This window comes from Sulfuricella denitrificans skB26, assembly GCF_000297055.2.
Taxonomy (GTDB): Bacteria; Pseudomonadota; Gammaproteobacteria; order Burkholderiales; family Sulfuricellaceae; genus Sulfuricella; species Sulfuricella denitrificans.
Genome location: NC_022357.1, coordinates 44,619 through 63,081 on the forward strand (window position 1 = coordinate 44,619; position 18,463 = coordinate 63,081).

General features: G+C 59.1%; 17 protein-coding genes. 7 read left to right on the plus strand and 10 right to left on the minus strand.

What is annotated here, in order from left to right:
* Positions 1-37: 37 nt before the first annotated feature.
* From hemF to dusB, 6 genes are all read right to left on the minus strand, one after another.
* A complete protein-coding gene (hemF, locus tag SCD_RS00180) occupies positions 38-937 on the minus strand; it encodes an oxygen-dependent coproporphyrinogen oxidase (RefSeq protein WP_009207171.1) in 900 nt (299 codons plus the stop codon).
* 2 nt (positions 938-939) lie between these two features.
* Positions 940-1,497, minus strand: coding sequence for an L-threonylcarbamoyladenylate synthase (locus tag SCD_RS00185; protein WP_009207170.1), 558 nt, complete (start codon positions 1,495-1,497; stop codon positions 940-942).
* A 12-nt stretch (positions 1,498-1,509) separates the two neighbouring features.
* Positions 1,510-2,805, minus strand: a complete 1,296-nt coding sequence (purD, locus tag SCD_RS00190; protein ID WP_009207169.1) for a phosphoribosylamine--glycine ligase — start codon at positions 2,803-2,805, stop codon at positions 1,510-1,512.
* 41 nt (positions 2,806-2,846) lie between these two features.
* Positions 2,847-4,415: a bifunctional phosphoribosylaminoimidazolecarboxamide formyltransferase/IMP cyclohydrolase gene (gene purH / locus SCD_RS00195; protein ID WP_009207168.1), complete on the minus strand. Its 1,569-nt coding sequence runs from the start codon at positions 4,413-4,415 to the stop codon at positions 2,847-2,849.
* Positions 4,416-4,516: 101 nt separating this feature from the next.
* Positions 4,517-4,753, minus strand: coding sequence for a helix-turn-helix domain-containing protein (locus tag SCD_RS00200; protein WP_009207167.1), 237 nt, complete (start codon positions 4,751-4,753; stop codon positions 4,517-4,519).
* Positions 4,750-5,751 (minus strand): tRNA dihydrouridine synthase DusB, encoded by a 1,002-nt coding sequence (gene dusB / locus SCD_RS00205; protein ID WP_009207166.1) that lies wholly within the window; start codon positions 5,749-5,751, stop codon positions 4,750-4,752. The genes SCD_RS00200 and dusB overlap by 4 nt, the downstream gene beginning before the upstream one ends.
* A 320-nt stretch (positions 5,752-6,071) precedes the next feature.
* On the opposite strand from dusB, the gene SCD_RS00210 reads away from it, so the two are divergent.
* Entirely contained in the window at positions 6,072-6,701 is a 630-nt protein-coding gene (locus SCD_RS00210) for a MarC family protein (protein WP_009207165.1), read from the plus strand.
* 51 nt (positions 6,702-6,752) lie between these two features.
* Here the strand turns inward: SCD_RS00210 and SCD_RS00215 are convergent, their stop codons facing one another.
* From SCD_RS00215 to polA, 3 genes are all read right to left on the minus strand, one after another.
* Complete coding sequence (locus SCD_RS00215) at positions 6,753-7,370, minus strand: DUF2846 domain-containing protein (RefSeq protein ID WP_021035725.1); 618 nt, start codon at positions 7,368-7,370, stop codon at positions 6,753-6,755.
* 170 nt (positions 7,371-7,540) lie between these two features.
* Entirely contained in the window at positions 7,541-8,158 is a 618-nt protein-coding gene (locus SCD_RS00220) for a protein phosphatase CheZ (protein ID WP_009207163.1), read from the minus strand.
* A 90-nt stretch (positions 8,159-8,248) separates the two neighbouring features.
* The gene (gene polA / locus SCD_RS00225) at positions 8,249-10,969 is read right to left on the minus strand and encodes a DNA polymerase I (RefSeq protein WP_009207162.1); all 2,721 of its coding nucleotides are present in this window, start codon (positions 10,967-10,969) and stop codon (positions 8,249-8,251) included.
* A 137-nt stretch (positions 10,970-11,106) separates the two neighbouring features.
* Between polA and SCD_RS00230 the strand changes: the two genes are divergently transcribed.
* The 4 genes from SCD_RS00230 to SCD_RS00245 are packed head-to-tail and all read left to right on the plus strand — an operon-like array spanning position 11,107 to position 13,954.
* Entirely contained in the window at positions 11,107-11,835 is a 729-nt protein-coding gene (locus SCD_RS00230) for an LOG family protein (RefSeq protein ID WP_021035726.1), read from the plus strand.
* A gap of 42 nt (positions 11,836-11,877) precedes the next feature.
* Complete coding sequence (locus tag SCD_RS00235) at positions 11,878-12,222, plus strand: DUF2782 domain-containing protein (RefSeq protein WP_009207160.1); 345 nt, start codon at positions 11,878-11,880, stop codon at positions 12,220-12,222.
* 18 nt (positions 12,223-12,240) lie between these two features.
* Complete coding sequence (locus tag SCD_RS00240) at positions 12,241-13,188, plus strand: homoserine kinase (RefSeq protein WP_009207159.1); 948 nt, start codon at positions 12,241-12,243, stop codon at positions 13,186-13,188.
* Between the two features lie 10 nt (positions 13,189-13,198).
* Positions 13,199-13,954, plus strand: coding sequence for a BPSS1780 family membrane protein (locus tag SCD_RS00245; protein WP_009207158.1), 756 nt, complete (start codon positions 13,199-13,201; stop codon positions 13,952-13,954).
* A gap of 19 nt (positions 13,955-13,973) precedes the next feature.
* Here SCD_RS00245 and SCD_RS00250 read toward each other — a convergent pair whose 3' ends face one another.
* Positions 13,974-16,133, minus strand: a complete 2,160-nt coding sequence (locus SCD_RS00250) for a UvrD-helicase domain-containing protein (protein WP_009207157.1) — start codon at positions 16,131-16,133, stop codon at positions 13,974-13,976.
* Between the two features lie 63 nt (positions 16,134-16,196).
* On the opposite strand from SCD_RS00250, the gene SCD_RS00255 reads away from it, so the two are divergent.
* Together SCD_RS00255 and SCD_RS00260 are read left to right on the plus strand one after the other, a co-directional pair.
* The gene (locus SCD_RS00255; RefSeq protein WP_009207156.1) at positions 16,197-16,445 is read left to right on the plus strand and encodes a MoaD/ThiS family protein; all 249 of its coding nucleotides are present in this window, start codon (positions 16,197-16,199) and stop codon (positions 16,443-16,445) included.
* Between the two features lie 108 nt (positions 16,446-16,553).
* On the plus strand, positions 16,554-18,425 hold the full coding sequence (locus tag SCD_RS00260; protein ID WP_009207155.1) for a bifunctional acetyl-CoA hydrolase/transferase family protein/GNAT family N-acetyltransferase: 1,872 nt from the start codon (positions 16,554-16,556) through the stop codon (positions 18,423-18,425).
* The last annotated feature ends 38 nt before the right edge of the window (positions 18,426-18,463 follow it).

Here is an 18,463-nt window from a genome sequence, read left to right on the forward strand (position 1 = left end):
GAAACTCTCCCGTTAATGGAAGAGCCGTCGACCTGTGCTATGCAAGCCAGTCTTTCCCTACCAGAAACTCGCGATACAAACGCTCCTCTTCCGAGCCCTTCTCCGGCTGCCAGTCATAGCGCCATTTGACGATGGGCGGAAGCGACATCAGGATGGACTCGGTACGCCCTCCAGATTGCAGGCCGAACAAGGTGCCGCGATCCCACACCAGGTTAAACTCGACATAACGGCCACGGCGATAAGCCTGGAAATCGCGCTCGCGTTCGCCGTATGGCATTGCGCTGCGGCGTTGTAGTATGGGCATATAAGCAGACAGGAAGTGCTCACTGACGCTTTGCATCAGGCTGAAGCTGAAGTCAAAATCCCGCTCATGGAAATCGTCGAAGAAGATGCCGCCTATGCCACGTGGTTCGTTGCGATGTTTGAGGAAAAAATATTCGTCGCACCATTGTTTGAAACGGGGGTGGTATTCCGCGCCGAATGGCACCAGCGCATCGCGACAGGTACGGTGGAAATGCACCGTATCCTCGGTAAAGCCGTAATAAGGCGTCAGATCCATGCCGCCGCCGAACCACCACACCGGCTCAGCGCCGGGCGGTTGCGCACAGAAGAAGCGCACGTTGAAATGGGTGGTAGGCACATAAGGATTGCGCGGGTGCAGCACCAGCGACAGGCCCATCGCTTCGAAGCCACAGCCGGCCAGTTCGGGGCGTTTGGCCGTAGCGCTGGCGGGCAGCTTTTGCCCGCGCACGTGGGAGAAATTGACCCCGCCACGCTCGAACACCTTGCCCTCCTCGATCACGCAGCTCAAGCCTTCCCCACCCTCTGGCCGTTGCCACGCGTCGCGCAGGAAGGTATCGCCATCGGTCTGCTCCAGCAGGGTTACGATGCGTTCCTGCAAATCGGTAAGATAGGTTTTGACGGCGTCTCGGTTCATATTCAGGGTCGGATGATCTTGCCGGTTAGTAGATGCTGGATGGTGGAGGGAGTTTTGCGGGCGCCGACCCGACCCGGCAGTACCAGAACATTTTGGCCAAAGGCTTTGAAACAGGCAGAGCGGGTTTTTAACGGCTTCAGACCGGCACGGTTGGCGCTGGTCGAAACCAGTGCCGTTCTAAGAGCCCGGCACAATTCGGAGGCGTCTAGGTGTGCGGTCACTCTCACGGCAATGCTTTCATGCCGGCCACGTAGCCAGCGTGGCGTGTGGCGGGAAGCAGGCATCAGCCAGGTATGCGGTCCCGGCCAAGTGAGGTCGAGTTGCATCGATTGTTCCAGCGTGGGCGGCAGCACGTAGCGCCGCAGGCGACTGTAGCGGTCGGCGATCAGAATCAGGCCCTTGGACTGGGGGCGGTTCTTGAGCTGGAGAATTTGCCTGACGGCGCAATAGCTACGTGGGTCACAGCCCAGGCCATAGCAGGATTCAGTGGCATAGGCGATGACTCCGCCACCCCTGATGTGGGCGCGCACTTTCCGGATCAGGGCAGCAGAATATGGCATCAGTCCTTGCGATCAGGGTTTGGATTTGATCGCCCGATAGCCGATGTCATGGCGCATTTGGCAACCGTCGAACTTGATCTGCTCGGCGATCTCGTAAGCCCGCCGCTGCGCCAGTTGCACCTTGTCACCCAAGGCGGTGACGCACAACACACGACCGCCGCTGGTGACTACCTTGCCGTCTTTCATGGCGGTGCCGGCATGAAAGACGTGATAGTCGCGCGGGGTTTCTTCCAGCAGGTCATTGAGCGGCGGCAGGCCGTTGATGACGTCGCCCTTGCGCGGGTCGTCGGGGTAGTGTGCGGCAGCCAGGACCACGCCCAGCGCGGTGCGGCGGTCCCATTCCGCTTCGACCTGGTCGAGCGTGCCGTTGACGGCGTGTTCCACCAGAGTTAGCAAATCGCTCTTCAGTCGCAGCATGATAGGCTGGGTTTCAGGGTCGCCCATGCGGCAGTTGAATTCCAGCACCTTGAGATTGCCCGTGGCGTCGATCATCAAGCCCGCATAGAGGAATCCAGTGAACATCTCCCCTTCCTGCACCATGCCCTGCATCACCGGGTCGATCACTTCGCGCATCACGCGCGCGTGCAGTGCCGGCGTGATGACGGGAGCCGGCGAATAAGCGCCCATGCCGCCGGTGTTGGGGCCTTGATCTCCATCCAGCAGGCGCTTGTGATCCTGACTGGTGGCGAGCGGCAGCACGTGCTTGCCGTCAGCCATGACAATAAAACTGGCTTCCTCGCCGAGCAGACATTCCTCGATCACCACCCGGGCACCGGCAGCGCCCAGATTGTTGCCAGCCAGCATCATGTCCACGGCGGCGTGCGCTTCGTTCAGGTCCTGAGCCACTACCACGCCCTTGCCTGCCGCCAGACCGTCAGCCTTGATCACGATGGGGGCGCCCTGCTGGTCGATGTAGGCGTGGGCCGGTGCTGCATCGGTGAAGGTGGCGTAGGCGGCGGTCGGGATGCCATGACGCACCATGAAGGCCTTGGCGAAATCCTTGGAGCTTTCCAGTTGTGCCGCGAACTGGGTCGGGCCAAAGATTTTCAGCCCTTCGGCGCGGAAGGCGTCGACGATGCCAGCGGCCAGCGGCGCCTCCGGGCCGACCACGGTAAAGGCGACCTTTTCCTGTTTGGCGAACTCCAGCAGCTCAGGAATGGTGGTGAGGGCGACGTTGGTCAGGTCGGGTTCGAGCTCGGTGCCCGCGTTGCCGGGGGCAACGAAGATCCTGGTTGAACGTGGGCTTTGCGCCAGCTTCCACGCGAGTGCGTGCTCACGACCGCCACTGCCAATGACTAATATTTTCATGTTTTAAAATCCCGTTTCACCGCGGAGGACGCGGTTCAAGCTTAATGCCTAAAGTGCCTCATCCCGGTGAACACCATCGCCATGCCATGCTCGTCCGCCGCGGCGATGACTTCTTCGTCGCGCATTGAGCCGCCGGGTTGGATTACGGCGACGATGCCGGATTGGGCGGCTGAATCGATGCCGTCACGGAACGGGAAGAACGCGTCCGAGGCCATTACTGAGCCGCTGACTTGCAAGCCGGCATGCTCGGCCTTGATGGCAGCAATACGCGCGGAATTGATTCGGCTCATCTGGCCTGCGCCGACACCAATGGTCATTTTGCCTTTGGCATAGACGATGGCGTTGGATTTGACGAATTTGGCTACGCGCCAGGCAAACAGCAGATCGGCCATCTCGGCTTCGGTCGGTGCACGCTTGGTGACCACCTTGAGTTCATTGTAGAGTGACAGGTCTGCTCCCTGTACCAGCAGGCCGCCGGTAACGCGTTTGAAATCCAGGCGCTGGGCCGGCTCCTTCGACCACTGGCCGCATTCCAGCAGGCGCACATTCTTTTTCGCCGCCACAATTTCGCTGGCCGCTGCTGAAACCTTGGGGGCGATGATGACTTCGACGAACTGGCGCTCGACTATGGCCTGCGCAGTTGCGGCATCCAATTCGCCGTTGACGGCGATGATGCCTCCGAAGGCGGATTCAGGGTCGGTCTTGTAGGCGAGGTCATAGGCTTCAAGCAGGTTGGCGCCGTAGGCCACGCCGCAAGGGTTGGCGTGCTTGACGATAACGCAGGACGGCGCCTCGTCGAACTGCTTGACGCATTCCAGTGCAGCATCGGCATCGCCGATATTGTTGTAGGACAGTTCTTTGCCCTGCAGCTGGCGGGCGGTGGCGATGCTCGCCTCTTTTTCTCCGGGCGCGATATAAAAAGCGGCCTGCTGATGCGGGTTTTCGCCGTAGCGCATGGCCTGAGCCTTGGCGAACTGGAAATTGAGCCGTTCCGGAAATTGCTGCTTGCTGCCGTCCGGGGCGACGGCGGTGAGGTAGTTGCTGATCGCGCCGTCGTACTCGGCGGTGTGGGAAAAAGCCTTCACCGCCAGTTTGAATTTGGTTTCGCTGCTGAGCGCGCCGCCATTGGCCTGGAGCTCGGCCTCCAGCGCAGCGTAGTCGGCCGGGTCGGTCACTACCGCCACATCGCGATGGTTCTTGGCGGCAGCGCGCACCATGGTCGGGCCGCCGATGTCGATGTTCTCGATGGCATCTTCCAGCGAGCAGTCGGGCTTGGCGATGGTGGCGCGGAACGGGTAGAGGTTGACGATTACCAGGTCGATCGGCGGGATGCCCGCATCGGCCGCAGCCGATACATGGGCCGGCAGATCGCGCCGGAACAGGATGCCGCCGTGCACTTTCGGATGCAGGGTCTTGACCCGGCCATCCAGCATTTCAGGAAAGCCGGTGTAATCGCCGACTTCGGTAACTGCCACGCCCGCTTCAGCAAGCATTTTTGCAGTACCACCGGTGGAGAGGATTTCCACACCGAACTGGCGCAGGGTCTTGGCGAATTCGAGAACGCCGGATTTATCGGAAACGCTGATGAGGGCTCGACTGATTTTGGTCATGTTTGATCCTGGATGCGGTGAGGAGTAAGGGGTTAGGAGTTAGGAGTTAGGAGCAACAGCTACGCCGCTTTTACTCCTAACTCTTCACCCCTCACTATTAATCATTTGATACCGTGGGTTTTCATTTTCTTGCGCAGGGTGTTGCGGTTCAGGCCGAGGATTTCGGCGGCGCGGGTCTGGTTGCCTTGGGCGTGGTCGAGGATCACCTGCAGCAGCGGCTTTTCTACGCAGCCCACCACCATTTCATAGATGGCACAGGGCTTTTCCCCGTCCAGATCCTTGAAGTAGCCATCCAGGGCCTTGCGCACGCAGGTGGAAATTTCGTTTTCGTTGATCATGCTGCCATCTCGTTTTCCATCGTATAAGTATGTCCGGTAGATTCGGCAAAGAAGCGCTCGACGGAGTCAAGTTGCTCGCGGGTGGTTAGCAACTGGTTCATGGCATGGCGGAATCCGGCGGAATCCGGCAGGCCGCGGGTGTACCAGGCAATGTGCTTGCGCGCCATGCGCACGCCGGTGTGTTCGCCGTAGAAGGCGTAAAGCTCATGCAGGTGGCTGTTCAGCAGGCTGTGAGTTTCAGCCACATCGGGGTGCGGCAGCAACTCGCCGGTTTTCAGGTAATGGGCAATGTCGCGGAAAATCCAGGGTCGGCCCTGAGCAGCGCGACCGATCATGACGGCATCGGCCCGGGTGTAATCGAGCACGAATTTGGCTTTTTCCGGCGTGGTGATATCGCCGTTGGCAATAACTGGAATGCCTACCTCAGCCTTGACCGCGGCGATAATGTCGTACTCGGCATCACCGCTGTAGCCGCAGGCGCGGGTGCGGCCATGGATGGCCAGCGCCTGGATGCCGGAGGCCTCGGCGATGCGCGCCACGTTGACCGCGTTGCGGTTGTCCTTGTCCCAGCCGGTACGAATCTTCAGAGTCACCGGCACGTCCACCGCCTTGACTACCGCTTCCAGGATGCGCGCCACCAGCGGCTCGTTCTGTAGCAGTGCTGAACCGGCCATGACGTTGCAGATTTTCTTCGCCGGGCAGCCCATGTTGATGTCGATAATCTGTGCGCCGCGGTCCGCATTGTATTTCGCTGCCTCGGCCAGCATATCCGGATCGGCGCCAACGATCTGTACCGACACTGGACCAACCTCGCCTTCGTGGTTGGCTCGGCGCTTGGTTTTCTCGCTGCCATAGAGCAGGGAATTGGAGGCGACCATCTCAGAAACGGCAAGTCCCGCGCCGAAGCTGCGGCACAGTTTGCGGAAAGGACGGTCGGTCACCCCTGCCATGGGGGCAACGACCAAATTGCTATTCAGGGAATAGGGGCCGATTTTCATTGCTTATTTTTTGAGCGGGAAGGCCGGTATTGTAATCCCAAACCCGTTGCCGGGAAAGGGATTAACTCAACGAAAAACCACTTCTCTGATGGAGGCCGGCAAGCCGGTTTCCGGGTAGGGACATGCCTTGATGTGGTGCGTGGCATGCCAGCGAGAGGGTGCTTGTCGTGAAGAAGAATGCGGTGTTTAATTCGACCGGTATATGCCCTGCTTTGGTGCAGGGGTAAAGTGTGGCGCGTAGCATGCTATCGTTTGACCGGGGCAACCCCTCAATATGTGCTTCAATGAATAATGTGCAGCAAAACCTTTTGAGAGTATCAATGTTTGAGACAGCGGGCATTGCCCTGGCAACCTTCTTTGCAACGGTCGCTCCGATCGATGTGGCGGCGATGTTTGCCGCCCTGACGGCAACAGCCGCCCCTGCGGAGCGGCGTTCTATCGCTATCCGCGGGATCGTGATCGCCACCGTGATCCTGCTGGTGTTTGCACTGCTCGGGAAGTTTCTGCTGGCCGGAATGGGGATTTCTCTGGCGGCGTTGAGGACGGCTGGCGGTATCTTGCTGCTGCTGATCAGCATCGATATGGTGTTCGCGCGCACCTCCGGCGCCACTTCGACGACGGATGAGGAGGACCGGGAGGCTGAACACAAGCACGACATTGCCGTATTTCCGCTTGCCACCCCCCTGATCGCCGGCCCTGGCGCCATCGGAGCGGCGATCCTGTTGATGGCGAATGCCGAGGGGCATGTCACGCATCAGCTGATCATCCTGGCCGCCCTGCTGGTAGTGATGCTGGCCACCTTCGTCGCCATGCTGACCGCCAGCCAACTCCACCGTTTCCTTGGCGTGACAGGCATGCAGGTGATCAACCGGATTTTCGGCATCCTGCTGTCCGCCTTGGCAGTGCAGTTCGTGTTCGATGGGATCGCGCAGAGCGGGTTGCTGGGATAGGGTTTCGTCTCCGGAAAAACAATCCGAAGCTGACCCCTCTCGATTGCCGGATTAGAGTTTTTCCATAAGCGGCTGTTTCTTTTTCTGAAACTCTTCTTCGGTGATGATTCCATCCTTTCGTAGATTTTGTAATTCTCGTGGCTTTTGGCTTACGGACTCATTTGAGGTCGATTGGGATGCGGGAAGCGTGGCCATTTGCGCATCAAGTGGTGCCAAATCATTATCTGAAATTGACGATGCAATCAGTTTCGACTCTAATACGCCAGCTCGCCCAGTGATTTCGTCTACCTGTTGCAACAAACTTCTTGCCATCCACATTCCCATCTTTACTTCTTGCCACACGAAATAGTTCTTTCCTGCCTCAACAGGCAAAGGAAAGCTTGAAACATTCTCAGCGTGGGATTCGATATTATATTTTCCTGGCAAGAGGTTTAACCTGAAATATGTTTGTGCTGCCGTCTGGCCCAAGGCTTTTCCATTAACAGATACTGTCATCGGTATTGCGGCACCCATACTTTCGTTGCGATAGATGTACAAAGATGCCTTGTTTGGGACGGGTGAAAAATCCTTCGCCTTGGTGTCTTGGTCCAATGGTGCCATTAGAACTGAAGCGCATCCTGTTAGCAGCAGGACCAAAACAGACACAAATATTCTTACGGTATTTTTCATGAGTACATCCCCCTTGTTGAAAGCGCTAACTTGAAGTGGTCACCCAAAAGCCTCCGGAAAACACACCTATGGTAAAAGGTGCCGAAGTCGAATTGTTTTAAGTGGCTCTGCCCTGTCTCCAGCCATATTCCGGACCCCATGTTTCGGTCGCTATGTATGTAGTCAGATGATCAAAACCCTAGGCTAGTCAGCAGGTCGTCGACTTCCTCCTGCCCATTCACGATATCGGTGCGCCCATCTTTTTTGACGACCGGGCCGTTAAGCAGGCCGTCGTTTTTGCTGTCGTCAGCCGGTTTGCTGATGAGCAGGATGTGCACCAGTTGGTGCTCAAGTTCCCGGGTGAGTTGGGAGATTTTCTTGATGACCTGGCCGGTGAGATCCTGAAAATCCTGGGCCATCAGGATTTCCGTAAGCTGCGATGAGGTTTCCCGGGTGAGGGTGGGGATACCAGTGAGAAAGGCGTGCATTTTTTCGCCGATGCGCTGGCGTTCTCCATTCCCTTGGGCATTTCGCCATTCCTCGGCCAAGCCTAGGGCGTCAGTTTCCATCTTTTCCTGCAGGGGTTGAGCCTTTTCCACGGCATTGATCACTCGTTGGGCGGCCTGCTCGGTAAGCTGGGCAATGTAGCTGAGGCGATCCTGAGTGTCCGGCAGTTCGCCGACCAGGTTCTGGATTACCTCGTCGCAGCCGAGTTCGCGCAGGGTGTCGTGGAGCTGGCGTATCAGATGGCCGAGTTCGTTGTAGCTGGATTCGTTGACCGGTGCGGGGTGTTGCGATTCATCGTTCATGCGGCAACCTTTATTATTTTGTCATTTTTGCGCAGTTTGCCAGCTTTTTCGCGGCACGGCTACTCGTTCGTCATGGTTCTGGCGCTTGTTTCAGTGCGCCTGCTCCCAGTTCGGCCCCTCCCCCACATCTACTACCAGCGGCACGGCGAGCTGCGCCACGCCGCACATCAGGCCAGGCAGCTCGCGCCGGACGGTTTCCAGTTCGGCGTCCGGCACTTCCAGCACCAGTTCGTCATGCACCTGCATGATGATCAGGCTCTGCATGCGATTTTTCTCCAGCCAACCCTGCACTGCGATCATGGCGAGCTTGATCAGATCGGCGGCGGTGCCCTGCATCGGCGCGTTGATTGCGGCGCGTTCGGCGGCTTGGCGGCGCATGCCGTTGGCGCCGCTGATTTCCGGCAGCCATAGCCTGCGCCCGAACACGGTTTCGACATAACCCTGCGCCTTGGCGGCTTCTCGGGTGCGCTCCATGTACCGGGCCACGCCGGGATAGCGGGCGAAGTAGCGTTCCATGTAGGACTGGGCGGCGGAGCGCTCGATGCCTAATTGCGAGGCCAGTCCGAATGCGGACATCCCGTAGATCAGCCCGAAGTTGATCACCTTGGCGTAGCGGCGTTGTTCGCTGCTGACTTCGGCCGGCGTGGTACCGAAGACTTCCGCTGCGGTGGCGCGGTGGATGTCCTCGCCGGCGGCAAAGGCCTTGAGCAGACTTTCGTCACCCGACAGGTGGGCCATGATCCGGAGTTCGATCTGCGAGTAGTCGGCGGCGATGATGTGGCTGCCCGGCGTGGCGATGAAGGCTTCACGAATGCGCCGTCCTTCCTGTGAGCGCACCGGAATGTTCTGCAGGTTGGGGTCGGAACTGGCCAGCCGGCCAGTGACCGCCACGGCCTGATTGTAGCGGGTGTGGACGCGGCCGGTTTGCGGGTCGACCATGCGCGGCAGCTTGTCGGTGTAGGTAGATTTGAGCTTGGCGACGCCGCGGTATTCCAGCAGCACCTTGGGCAAGGGGTAGTCCAGCGCCAGCTCCTGCAGTACGTCCTCGTCGGTGGAAGGGGCGCCGCTCGGGGTTTTCTTTTTCACCGGCAGCTTGAGCTGATCGAACAGGATTTCCTGGATCTGCTTGGGGGAATTGAGGTTGAACGGCTGGCCCGCCAGCAGGTGCGCTTCCTTCTCCAGCCGCAACATGCTGGTGCCGAGCTCGTGGCTTTGCTGGGCGAGCAGTTGGGTATCCAGCAGCACCCCGTTGCGCTCCACGGTAAACAGCACATCGAGCAGGGGCATTTCGATGTGGCGATAAACGAAGTCCAGCCTGGCGTTGGGAGAGATCTGCGGGTACAGGTTCTGGTGCAGTTGCAGAGTGATGTCGGCGTCCTCGGCGGCATAGCGGGTGGCGGTTTCGAGGTCGACCTGGTCGAATCCAATCTGCTTGGCGCCCTTGCCTGCGACCTCGGCGTAGGTGATGGTCTTGGTGCCGAGGTGGCGCAGTGCCATGGAGTCCATGTCGTGGGGCTTGTGGCTTTCGAGTACGTAGGATTGCAGCAGGGTGTCGTGAATGATGCCGTCGAGAAGGATGCCGTGGTTGGCGAACACGTGCTTATCGTACTTGAGATTCTGCCCGAGCTTGGGCCGGGACTTGCTCTCCAGCAGCGGTTTTAGCTGGTTCAGCACCGTTTCCCGATCAAGCTGCTGCGACACGCCGGCGTAGTGGTGGGCAAGCGGGATGTAGGCGGCAAGATGGGCCTCGGTGGCCAGCGAAATGCCGACAATCTGCGCTGCCAGCGGATCGAGGCTGGTGGTTTCGGTATCCACGGAAATCAGCTCGGCATCGGCGATTTTCTCCAGCCAGCGGTCGAGCGCCTCTTGCGTAAGCACGGTTTCGTAGCTGGCTGGCGGCTGAAAATTCAGCTCGCCCGCCGATGGCTGCCCGCTGCCGACCGCAGGCTGCGTGCTGACCTCTGATGACAACTCCCTCAGCCAGGTCTTGAACTCGCAACGCTCGAACAGTTCGATCAGCTTGGGCGTGTCCGGCGGTTGCGGGCCGAGTTCGGTCAGTTCCACCGGCAGCGCCACGTCGCACTTGATGGTGACCAGTTCCCTGCCCTTGGGCAGCCAGTCCAGGGTGTTGCGCAGGTTTTCGCCGACCACGCCGCCAATTTCGTTGGCATGGGCGATCAGGTTATCGAGCGAGCCATACTGGGCCAGCCATTTGACGGCTGTCTTCGGGCCGACCTTGTCCACTCCCGGCACGCCGTCCACCGCGTCGCCGACCAGGGAGAGGTAATCGACGATGCGCGTGGCGGGCACGCCGAACTTGGTCTCGACCCCGGCCTCGTCAAGCTTTTCGTTACTCATGGTGTTGACCAGCGTCACGTGCGGATTGACCAGCTGTGCCATGTCCTTGTCGCCGGTCGAGATCACGGTGCGGATGCCCTGGCGCCAAGCCAGTTCGGACAGAGTGCCGATGACGTCGTCGGCCTCTACTCCGTCCACCATCAGCAGCGGCCACCCCATGGCGCGGATCGCCTCGTGCAGCGGCTCGATCTGGCGCGCCAGATCATCCGGCATCGGCGGGCGGTGGGCTTTGTATTCCGGGTAGAGGTCGTCGCGGAAGGTTTTCCCCTTGGCGTCGAACACACAGGCGCTATAATCGGCGTTATAATCCTTGTGCAGGCGGCGCAGCATGTTGAGTACGCCGTAGATCGCGCCAGTCGGCTCGTTGTGGCGGTTGCGCAGATCCGGCAGCGCGTGAAATGCGCGGTACAGGTAAGATGATCCATCCACCAGCAGCAACGTTTTAGTTTCCATATTGCGATTTGACCTTTAAAAATAAAGGAGTGAGAAGTTAGGGGTGAGGAGTTAGGAGTAGGGTCAAAAGCGCATCCAAGAAATTGTGGTGGTTTTTCTCCTCACGCCTCACTCCTCACTCCTCACTGTTTCTAAACATGAACGGCTCAGAAAAAATTCCCAAAATGCAGGGCGCGGACATAGCCGGGCACGCTTATTCAGCCAGGGAATCCTGGCGCGTGTTCGAGATTATGGCAGAATTCGTCGAAGCGACGGAGCGCCTAAGTTGCATCCGTCCGGCGGTGAGCGTTTTCGGCAGCGCCCGCACCCCCGTCGATCATGCTTATTACAAGCTGACCGAGGAAATTTCCCGGCAGCTGTCCGATGCCGGCTTCAGCGTGATTTCCGGCGGTGGCCCGGGCATCATGGAGGCGGCCAACAAGGGCGCTTTTTTCGGCAAATCCCCCAGCGTCGGCCTGAACATCCAGTTGCCGTTCGAGCAGCACACCAACCCCTACCAGAACATCAGCCAGACCTTCCGCCATTTTTTCGCGCGCAAGGTGATGTTCGTCAAGTTCGCCACGGCTTACGTCGTGATGCCCGGTGGCTTCGGCACCCTGGACGAACTGATGGAGGCGCTGACACTGGTGCAGACCGGCAAGACCCGCAAGATCCCGATTATCCTGGTGCATGGGCCCTACTGGCGCGGTCTGGTGGACTGGTTCAGGGATACCCTGGTCAAGGAAGGAACGATCAACGCGGACGATCTGGATCTGATCCAGATCATCGACGAGCCCAAGGACGTGGTGGACGCGATCTTCAAGTACTATGAAACTCGCGGTTTCGAGCCTTCCCCCGCCGAGCGCGAAATGCTGCTCAGTCTGTAAGCCCTTCAAATGTATAATGGCCACCCGTTTTAAGGAAAAAATATGCGCGCCCTCATCGCTACATTGCTGCTAGTCTTGGCCCTGCCGGTTCATGCCGAGGGAGCCAAATCCCTGCCGAAGGATCTGCAGCCGATTCCGGAGCCGCCTGCGGCGCCCGCCGGCATGGAACTCGACCCGGCTTTCGAACCGCAGGTGACTATCATCAAGCGCGGTGAGGAAAAGGTCGAGGAATACCGCATCGGCGGCAAGCTGTACATGCTGAAAGTTACGCCACCCCATGGTGTGTCCTATTACCTGGTTGACCACAAGGGCGATGGGCAATTCTCCCGGCAGGACAATCTGGACTCCGGCGTGCGCGTGCCGCAGTGGGTGTTAATCCGGTTTTAGGGGCCAGATCGTCAAAGCATGTCAGTATTTACTACTGTTTCCAGGGATGAACTTGCCGTCTGGCTGAAGAATTATTCTTTGGGCGGCCTGGTCGGCTTGCAGGGTATTTCTGCGGGCATCGAAAACACCAATTATTTCGTCACCACCAGTCATGCGCGCTACGTGCTGACTCTGTTCGAGAAGCTCACCCGCGAAGAACTGCCATTTTTTCTCAACCTGCTCGACCATCTTGCTTCTCACGGCATTCCCTGTCCGCGGCCGATCGCCAGTTTGGACAACAATTTTCTCGGTGAGTTGAACGGCAAACCGGCCTGCATCGTCAGCTGCCTTGAGGGCAAGTCGCTGGAGCAGTCAAATGCGCACCACTGCGGCCAGGTCGGCGAAATGCTCGCTGACATGCACCTTGCCGGTCGTTCCTATAAGGTCGAAATGCCGAACTCGCGCGGTCCGGCCTGGTGGAAGGCGACCGCGCCACAGGTTATGCCCAGGCTTACGGCTGAGGACAGTGCGCTGCTCAGCCAGGAAATCACCCACCAGTCCAGCTTCCGCTTCGTGGATCTGCCGCGAGGCGTTATCCACGGTGACCTGTTCCGCGATAATGTCTTGTTCAAGGATGATACCCTGAGTGGCGCGATCGATTTTTACTACGCCTGTAGCGATGCCTGGCTTTACGACCTGGCGATTACGGTGAACGACTGGTGCGTCACTGAAGATGGATCACTGGATAGTGAGCGAACTGCAGCCATGCTGCAAGCCTATCATGGTACCCGCCCCCTCTCCGAAATGGAGCAGCAGGCATGGCCGACCATGCTACGCGCGGGAGCCCTGCGTTTCTGGTTGTCGCGGCTTTACGATTTACATTTCCCACGCCCGGGTGAACTCACCCATGCCAAAGACCCCGGCCATTTCCGACGTATCCTGCAGCGGCATGTAGCGACGTCGCTGGAACTTCAGCATTTATTGTAAGGAATTAAGCATGGAAATTCGTAAAGCGGATGCTGGACAGGGTTGGCGGTGGATTGCTGACGGTTTCGGCCTGTTCAGGAAAAACCCGCCGATCTGGATTACGTTGTTTGTTATTTATTTCCTGATCGTCATCGTGGTTTCCATCGTTCCCGTGGTGGGGCCGCTGGTGATGACGCTGCTGGCGCCGGTGTTTACCGCGGGTTTCATGCTGGCCTGTCGCGACGTGGAAGCGGGTGAAGAGCTCGAGCTGGGCTATCTGATAGCCGGATTCAAGAACAACACCGGTCAACTCATTACCGTGGGCGGCATTTATCTGGTGGGTTCGATCACCATCCTGGGTCTGATGATGATGGCCGGCGGCGGCTCCATTCTAGGTTCTGCGGCGCTGGGTCAGATGCAGGGCGCTGAACCGACCGAGGCGATGGTGGGTGCGATGGGCGGAATGCTGGTCGCCCTGCTGGTGGCCATGGCGCTATTGGTTCCGCTGCTGATGGCGTATTGGTTCGCCCCGGCGCTGGTGGTGTTGCGCAACATGACGGCCATGGATGCGATGAAGCTGAGCTTTGTGGGTTGTCTGCGCAATATGTGGCCGTTTCTGGTTTACGGGGTGATCGCCTTTATCCTGATGATGATCGCCATGATTCCTTTCGGTCTCGGCATGCTGATTCTGGTGCCGGTGCTGAACGCCTCGATCTATTTGGGCTACAAGGATGTTTTTCCGGCTGAACCGGAGATGGAAGCCGAAGCGCCTGTATTGCCGGCGTAATCCTTCCTTCCGTTCACGCCTAAGCCGGCGTCAGCTTGGCATACTCCAGCGCCAGCCACTTCACCCCGGCATTGCGGAATTTCACCTGTACCCTTGCATCCGCGCCGCTGCCTTCGCAGTTAACGATAACGCCCGAGCCGAACTTGGCGTGAGCCACATTCTGGCCGACGTGCCAGGGTGAGCTTGAGTCGCGGCTGTAGGCGGCTGGGCTGCCGGCAGGCGTGGGCTGCGGCGCCCAGGTCGTCTTTTCCGGCGCATAGTAGGCTTTGGGCGCCGGGTTGATCCGCTTCAGCAGGTTTTCCGGAATTTCGTTCAGGAAGCGCGAAGCCAGTCCGTAGCGGAACTGGCCATGCAGCATCCGGCTTTGTGCCAGACTGAGGTAAAGCCGGCGCCGGGCCCGAGTGATGGCGACGTACATCAAACGCCTTTCCTCTTCAACGCCATCCGCTTCGTTGCGGGCATTGTCATGAGGAAACAGTCCCTCCTCCAGCCCGCTCAGGAACACGGCGTGGAACTCCAGCCCCTTGGCGGCATGTACGGTCATCAACTGGAGCGCGTCGCTGCCCTCCCCGGCTTGGTGCTCGCCCGCCTCCAGCGCGGCATGGGTAAGAAAAGCGACAAGGCTGTCGTCCTCGATCTCGTTGACGAAGCCGACGGCGGCATTGACCAGTTCATTGAGGTTGTCGACCCGGTCGGCGCCGTCCTTTTCGGCCTGGTAATGCGCCAGCAATCCGCTCTGCGCCAGCATGTGCTCGATCTGCTCCGGCAATGGCAGTCCTTCGCAGGTGTCCTGCATTGCCCTGATCAGCTCAAGAAAGGAGCCAATACTCGTTCCTGCCTTACCGCCGAGTTGTCCGCTTTTTGCCGCCTGCCACAGGCTGGACTGGTTTTGTCTGGCGATTTCCTGCAGCTGCTCCAGGCTGCGCGCGCCGATGCCGCGAGCCGGAAAGTTGATTACCCGCAACAAGGCGCCGTCGTCGTCGGTGTTGCCGATCAGGCGCAAGTAGGCCAGCGCGTGCTTGATTTCCTGGCGCTCGAAGAAGCGCAGGCCGCCATGGACGCGATAGGGGATGCCGGCATTGAACAGGGCGTGCTCCAGCACGCGGGATTGGGCGTTGGAGCGGTACAGCAGGGCGATATGAGCGAACTCTATGCCTTCGCGCTTTAGCGCCTTGGCTTCGTCGACGATGAACTGGGCTTCTTCCTGGTCGTTGGCGGCCTCGTACAGGCGGATCGGTTCGCCGGTGCTCTCGGCAGTCCACAGATTCTTGCCGAGGCGGCCACGGTTGTGGGCGATCAGGGCATTGGCGGCATCCAGGATGTTGCCATGGGAGCGGTAGTTCTGCTCCAGCTTGATGACTTTATCGACGCCAAAATCACGCTCGAAATCCTGCATGTTGCCTACCCGTGCACCGCGGAAGGCGTAGATCGACTGGTCATCGTCGCCGACCGCGAATACCGCGGCATCGGGTCCTGCCAATTGCTTGAGCCAGAGGTACTGGAGGCGATTGGTGTCCTGGAATTCGTCCACCAGGATGTGGCGAAAGCGGCTCTGGTAATGGGCGCGCAAGCTTGCATCGCGGGAAAGCAGTTCGTAGCTCCGCAGCAACAGCTCGGCGAAATCCACCACGCCCTCGCGCTGGCACTGCTCGTCATAGGCGGCAAACAGTTCCTGCTGCTTGCGCGTATAGGGGTCGTGCGCCTCTACGTCCTTGGCGCGTAACCCCTGATCCTTGGTGTTGTTGATGAAATGCTGTAATTGCTTGGGCGGATATTTCTCGTCATCGACATTCAGCGCCTTGAGCAGGCGCTTGATCGCGCCGAGCTGGTCGGCTGAATCCAGAATCTGGAACAGCGCGGGCAAGCCGGCTTCACGGTGGTGGGCACGGAGCAGGCGGTTACACAGGCCGTGGAAAGTGCCTATCCACATGCCGCGGGTGTTGATCGGCAGCATCGCGCCCAGCCGCGTCAGCATTTCCTTGGCGGCCTTGTTGGTGAAGGTCACGGCCAGGATTCCTGCAGGGCTGGCCTGGCCGGTCTGGATCAGATGGGCGATGCGGGTGGTCAGTACCCGCGTCTTGCCGCTGCCGGCGCCGGCCAGGATCAGTGCAGACTGGTGCGGCAGGGTGGCGGCTTCGAGCTGTTCGGGGTTGAGGCCGGCAAGGAAAGGCTGGGTCATGGCGTGGTAAGATTCGTGGCGGGGAATACTGGATTATAAGTCAAAGTAACGGAGAAAAATTTCATGGTGAAACTGATGTATTTCGCACAACTGGCCGAAACGCTGGACTGCACCTCGGAACAGGTAACGCTGCCAGTCTCAGTCGGCAACGTGAGTCAGTTGGTGGACTGGCTGGGCCGCCGTGAGGACGCCTGCTGGAAAGCGCTGGCCGGGGATAAGGTGGCGGTGATGGTGAATCGGCAGCCATCAGGCCCAGAGACGGCGATCAAGGATGGCGACGAGATTGCTTTCATTCCAGAACGGCTGAAATAGGGAAGTCTGGTGGCTTAAAGCAGACAGGCCGGGATAAACATAATATGATTTGAAGGGTTAGGTCAGGTTTTATCTTCGATCTGGAAATATAGAGAGGGCAGCCAGACAATGGAACTAGCAAAAATCGTTTCGATGCATCCCGCTCTGGCGGGACACGAGTCCAGGATGGTTTCGGCGAATGAAGCTGTTGCCATGGTTCAGGCTGGTAACAATGTCTATCTCGGTACAGCTTGTGCAACCCCCCGCCTGCTGTGCGAGGCGCTGGAAAATCTTGCCGAACCGCCCCCTGATGTAACGCTTTACCATTTCCTGACCGATGGCGCGGTGTCGCACAAGGGAGGCAAACCCTCGACGCGGTACAGGCACAAATGCTTCTTTGTCGGCAGCGACCTGCGCGCTGCCGTCGCAAAGGGGTTGGTCGAATACATCCCCGTCTCACTGTCGCAGGTGCCCGGGCTCGTCGAAAACGGGCGTATCCCGATCGACGTGGCGTTTGTCCAGGTGTCCCCGCCGGACGAGTTCGGCTATTTGAGCCTGGGCGTTTCGGTCGACGTGACCGCCTCGATGGTCCAGAACGCACGGCGCGTGATAGCCGAAATCAACCCCAATATGCCCCGCACCACCGGGGACAGCCTCGTCCATGTCAGCCGCTTCGACCGCATGGTCTGGTATGACACGCCGGTTATCGAAGTGCCTGCGGTGCCCCTCGACGAGGTGACTGAGCAGATAGCACGGCGTATCGCGAGCATCATCGAAGACCGCTCCACCTTGCAGATCGGGCTGGGCAACCTGCCGCAGGCGACGCTTCGGTATCTCGGTGACCGGCGTGATCTCGGCATTCATACGGACGTCATTACGGATGCTCTGGTCGAACTGCTGGAGAAAGGGGTGGTGACCGGCCGCAGCAAAAGCCGGTTCCGGGGGATGATCGTCGGCAGCTACTGCCTGGGCACTCGGCGGCTTTACGATCTGATCGACGGCAACCCCCTGTTTTCCTTCCAGGCTATCGAGCGCGTCAGCGCAGTCGGTACCATTGCCTTGCAGCACAAGATGGTTTCAGTGAATCAGGTCTGCTCGGTTGACCTGACCGGGCAGATTTGCACTGACCAGTTTGCTGGCCAGTTTTGCGGCGGGGTGTCGACGCAGGCGGAATTTATTCGGGGCGCGGCCCTGTCGCCCGGCGGTAAGCCCGTCGTCTGTCTGACCTCTACGTCGGAGGACGGCAAGGTGTCGCGCATCCGTCCGTTGCTGCTGGGGGGCGAGGGCGTGACCATTGCGCGGTCTGACGTACACTATGTGGTGACCGAGTATGGAGTTGCCTACCTGTTTGGCAAGTCGATTCGCGAAAGGGCGCTCGCGCTGATTCGGATCGCCCATCCGGATTTCCGCTCCAAGCTGCTGAAAGAGGCCAGGAAGCTAGGTTATGTCGAGAAAGGGCTGTCGCTCAAGAAGGCCGCCGCGGTTTCGGACAGGGAGGAGCGGCGCCTGCTCCTGAGGGACCAGAAGACGGTGCTGATACGTCCGACCCGGGCAGGCGATACGACGGCTTTGCAGGGTTTTTTCCGGAGCATGAGCAAGGAAGATCGTTACACGCGTTTTTTCCGGCGCCTGAGCCATCTTTCCGATGCCGAGGCGCAGCGCCTGTGCCATGTCGACCAGGATAGCGAGGTGGCTTTCCTGGTGCTGTATGGCGAGAAAGGAAAGGAAGCTATTATCGGCAGCGCATTTTACTTTGTGAACCCATCCGCCAATATGGCGGAGGTCGCCTATATGGTGGCGCCGGGATGGCAGGGTAAGGGAATCGGCACCGCCATGCAGCTCAGGCTCATGGAGCATGCCAAGAAGCGCGGTTTGCGGGGCTTCACCGCCGAAATTCAGGCCTATAACGCCAACATGATCAACCTTGCGAAGCGGGCCTGCGACGATATCAGCATCGAGCGGCATGGCGACACACACGAAGTGACTATGTTATTCGAGTAGGATAGGAGTTTCAGGCACAAAAAAAGCCGGGAAACTCC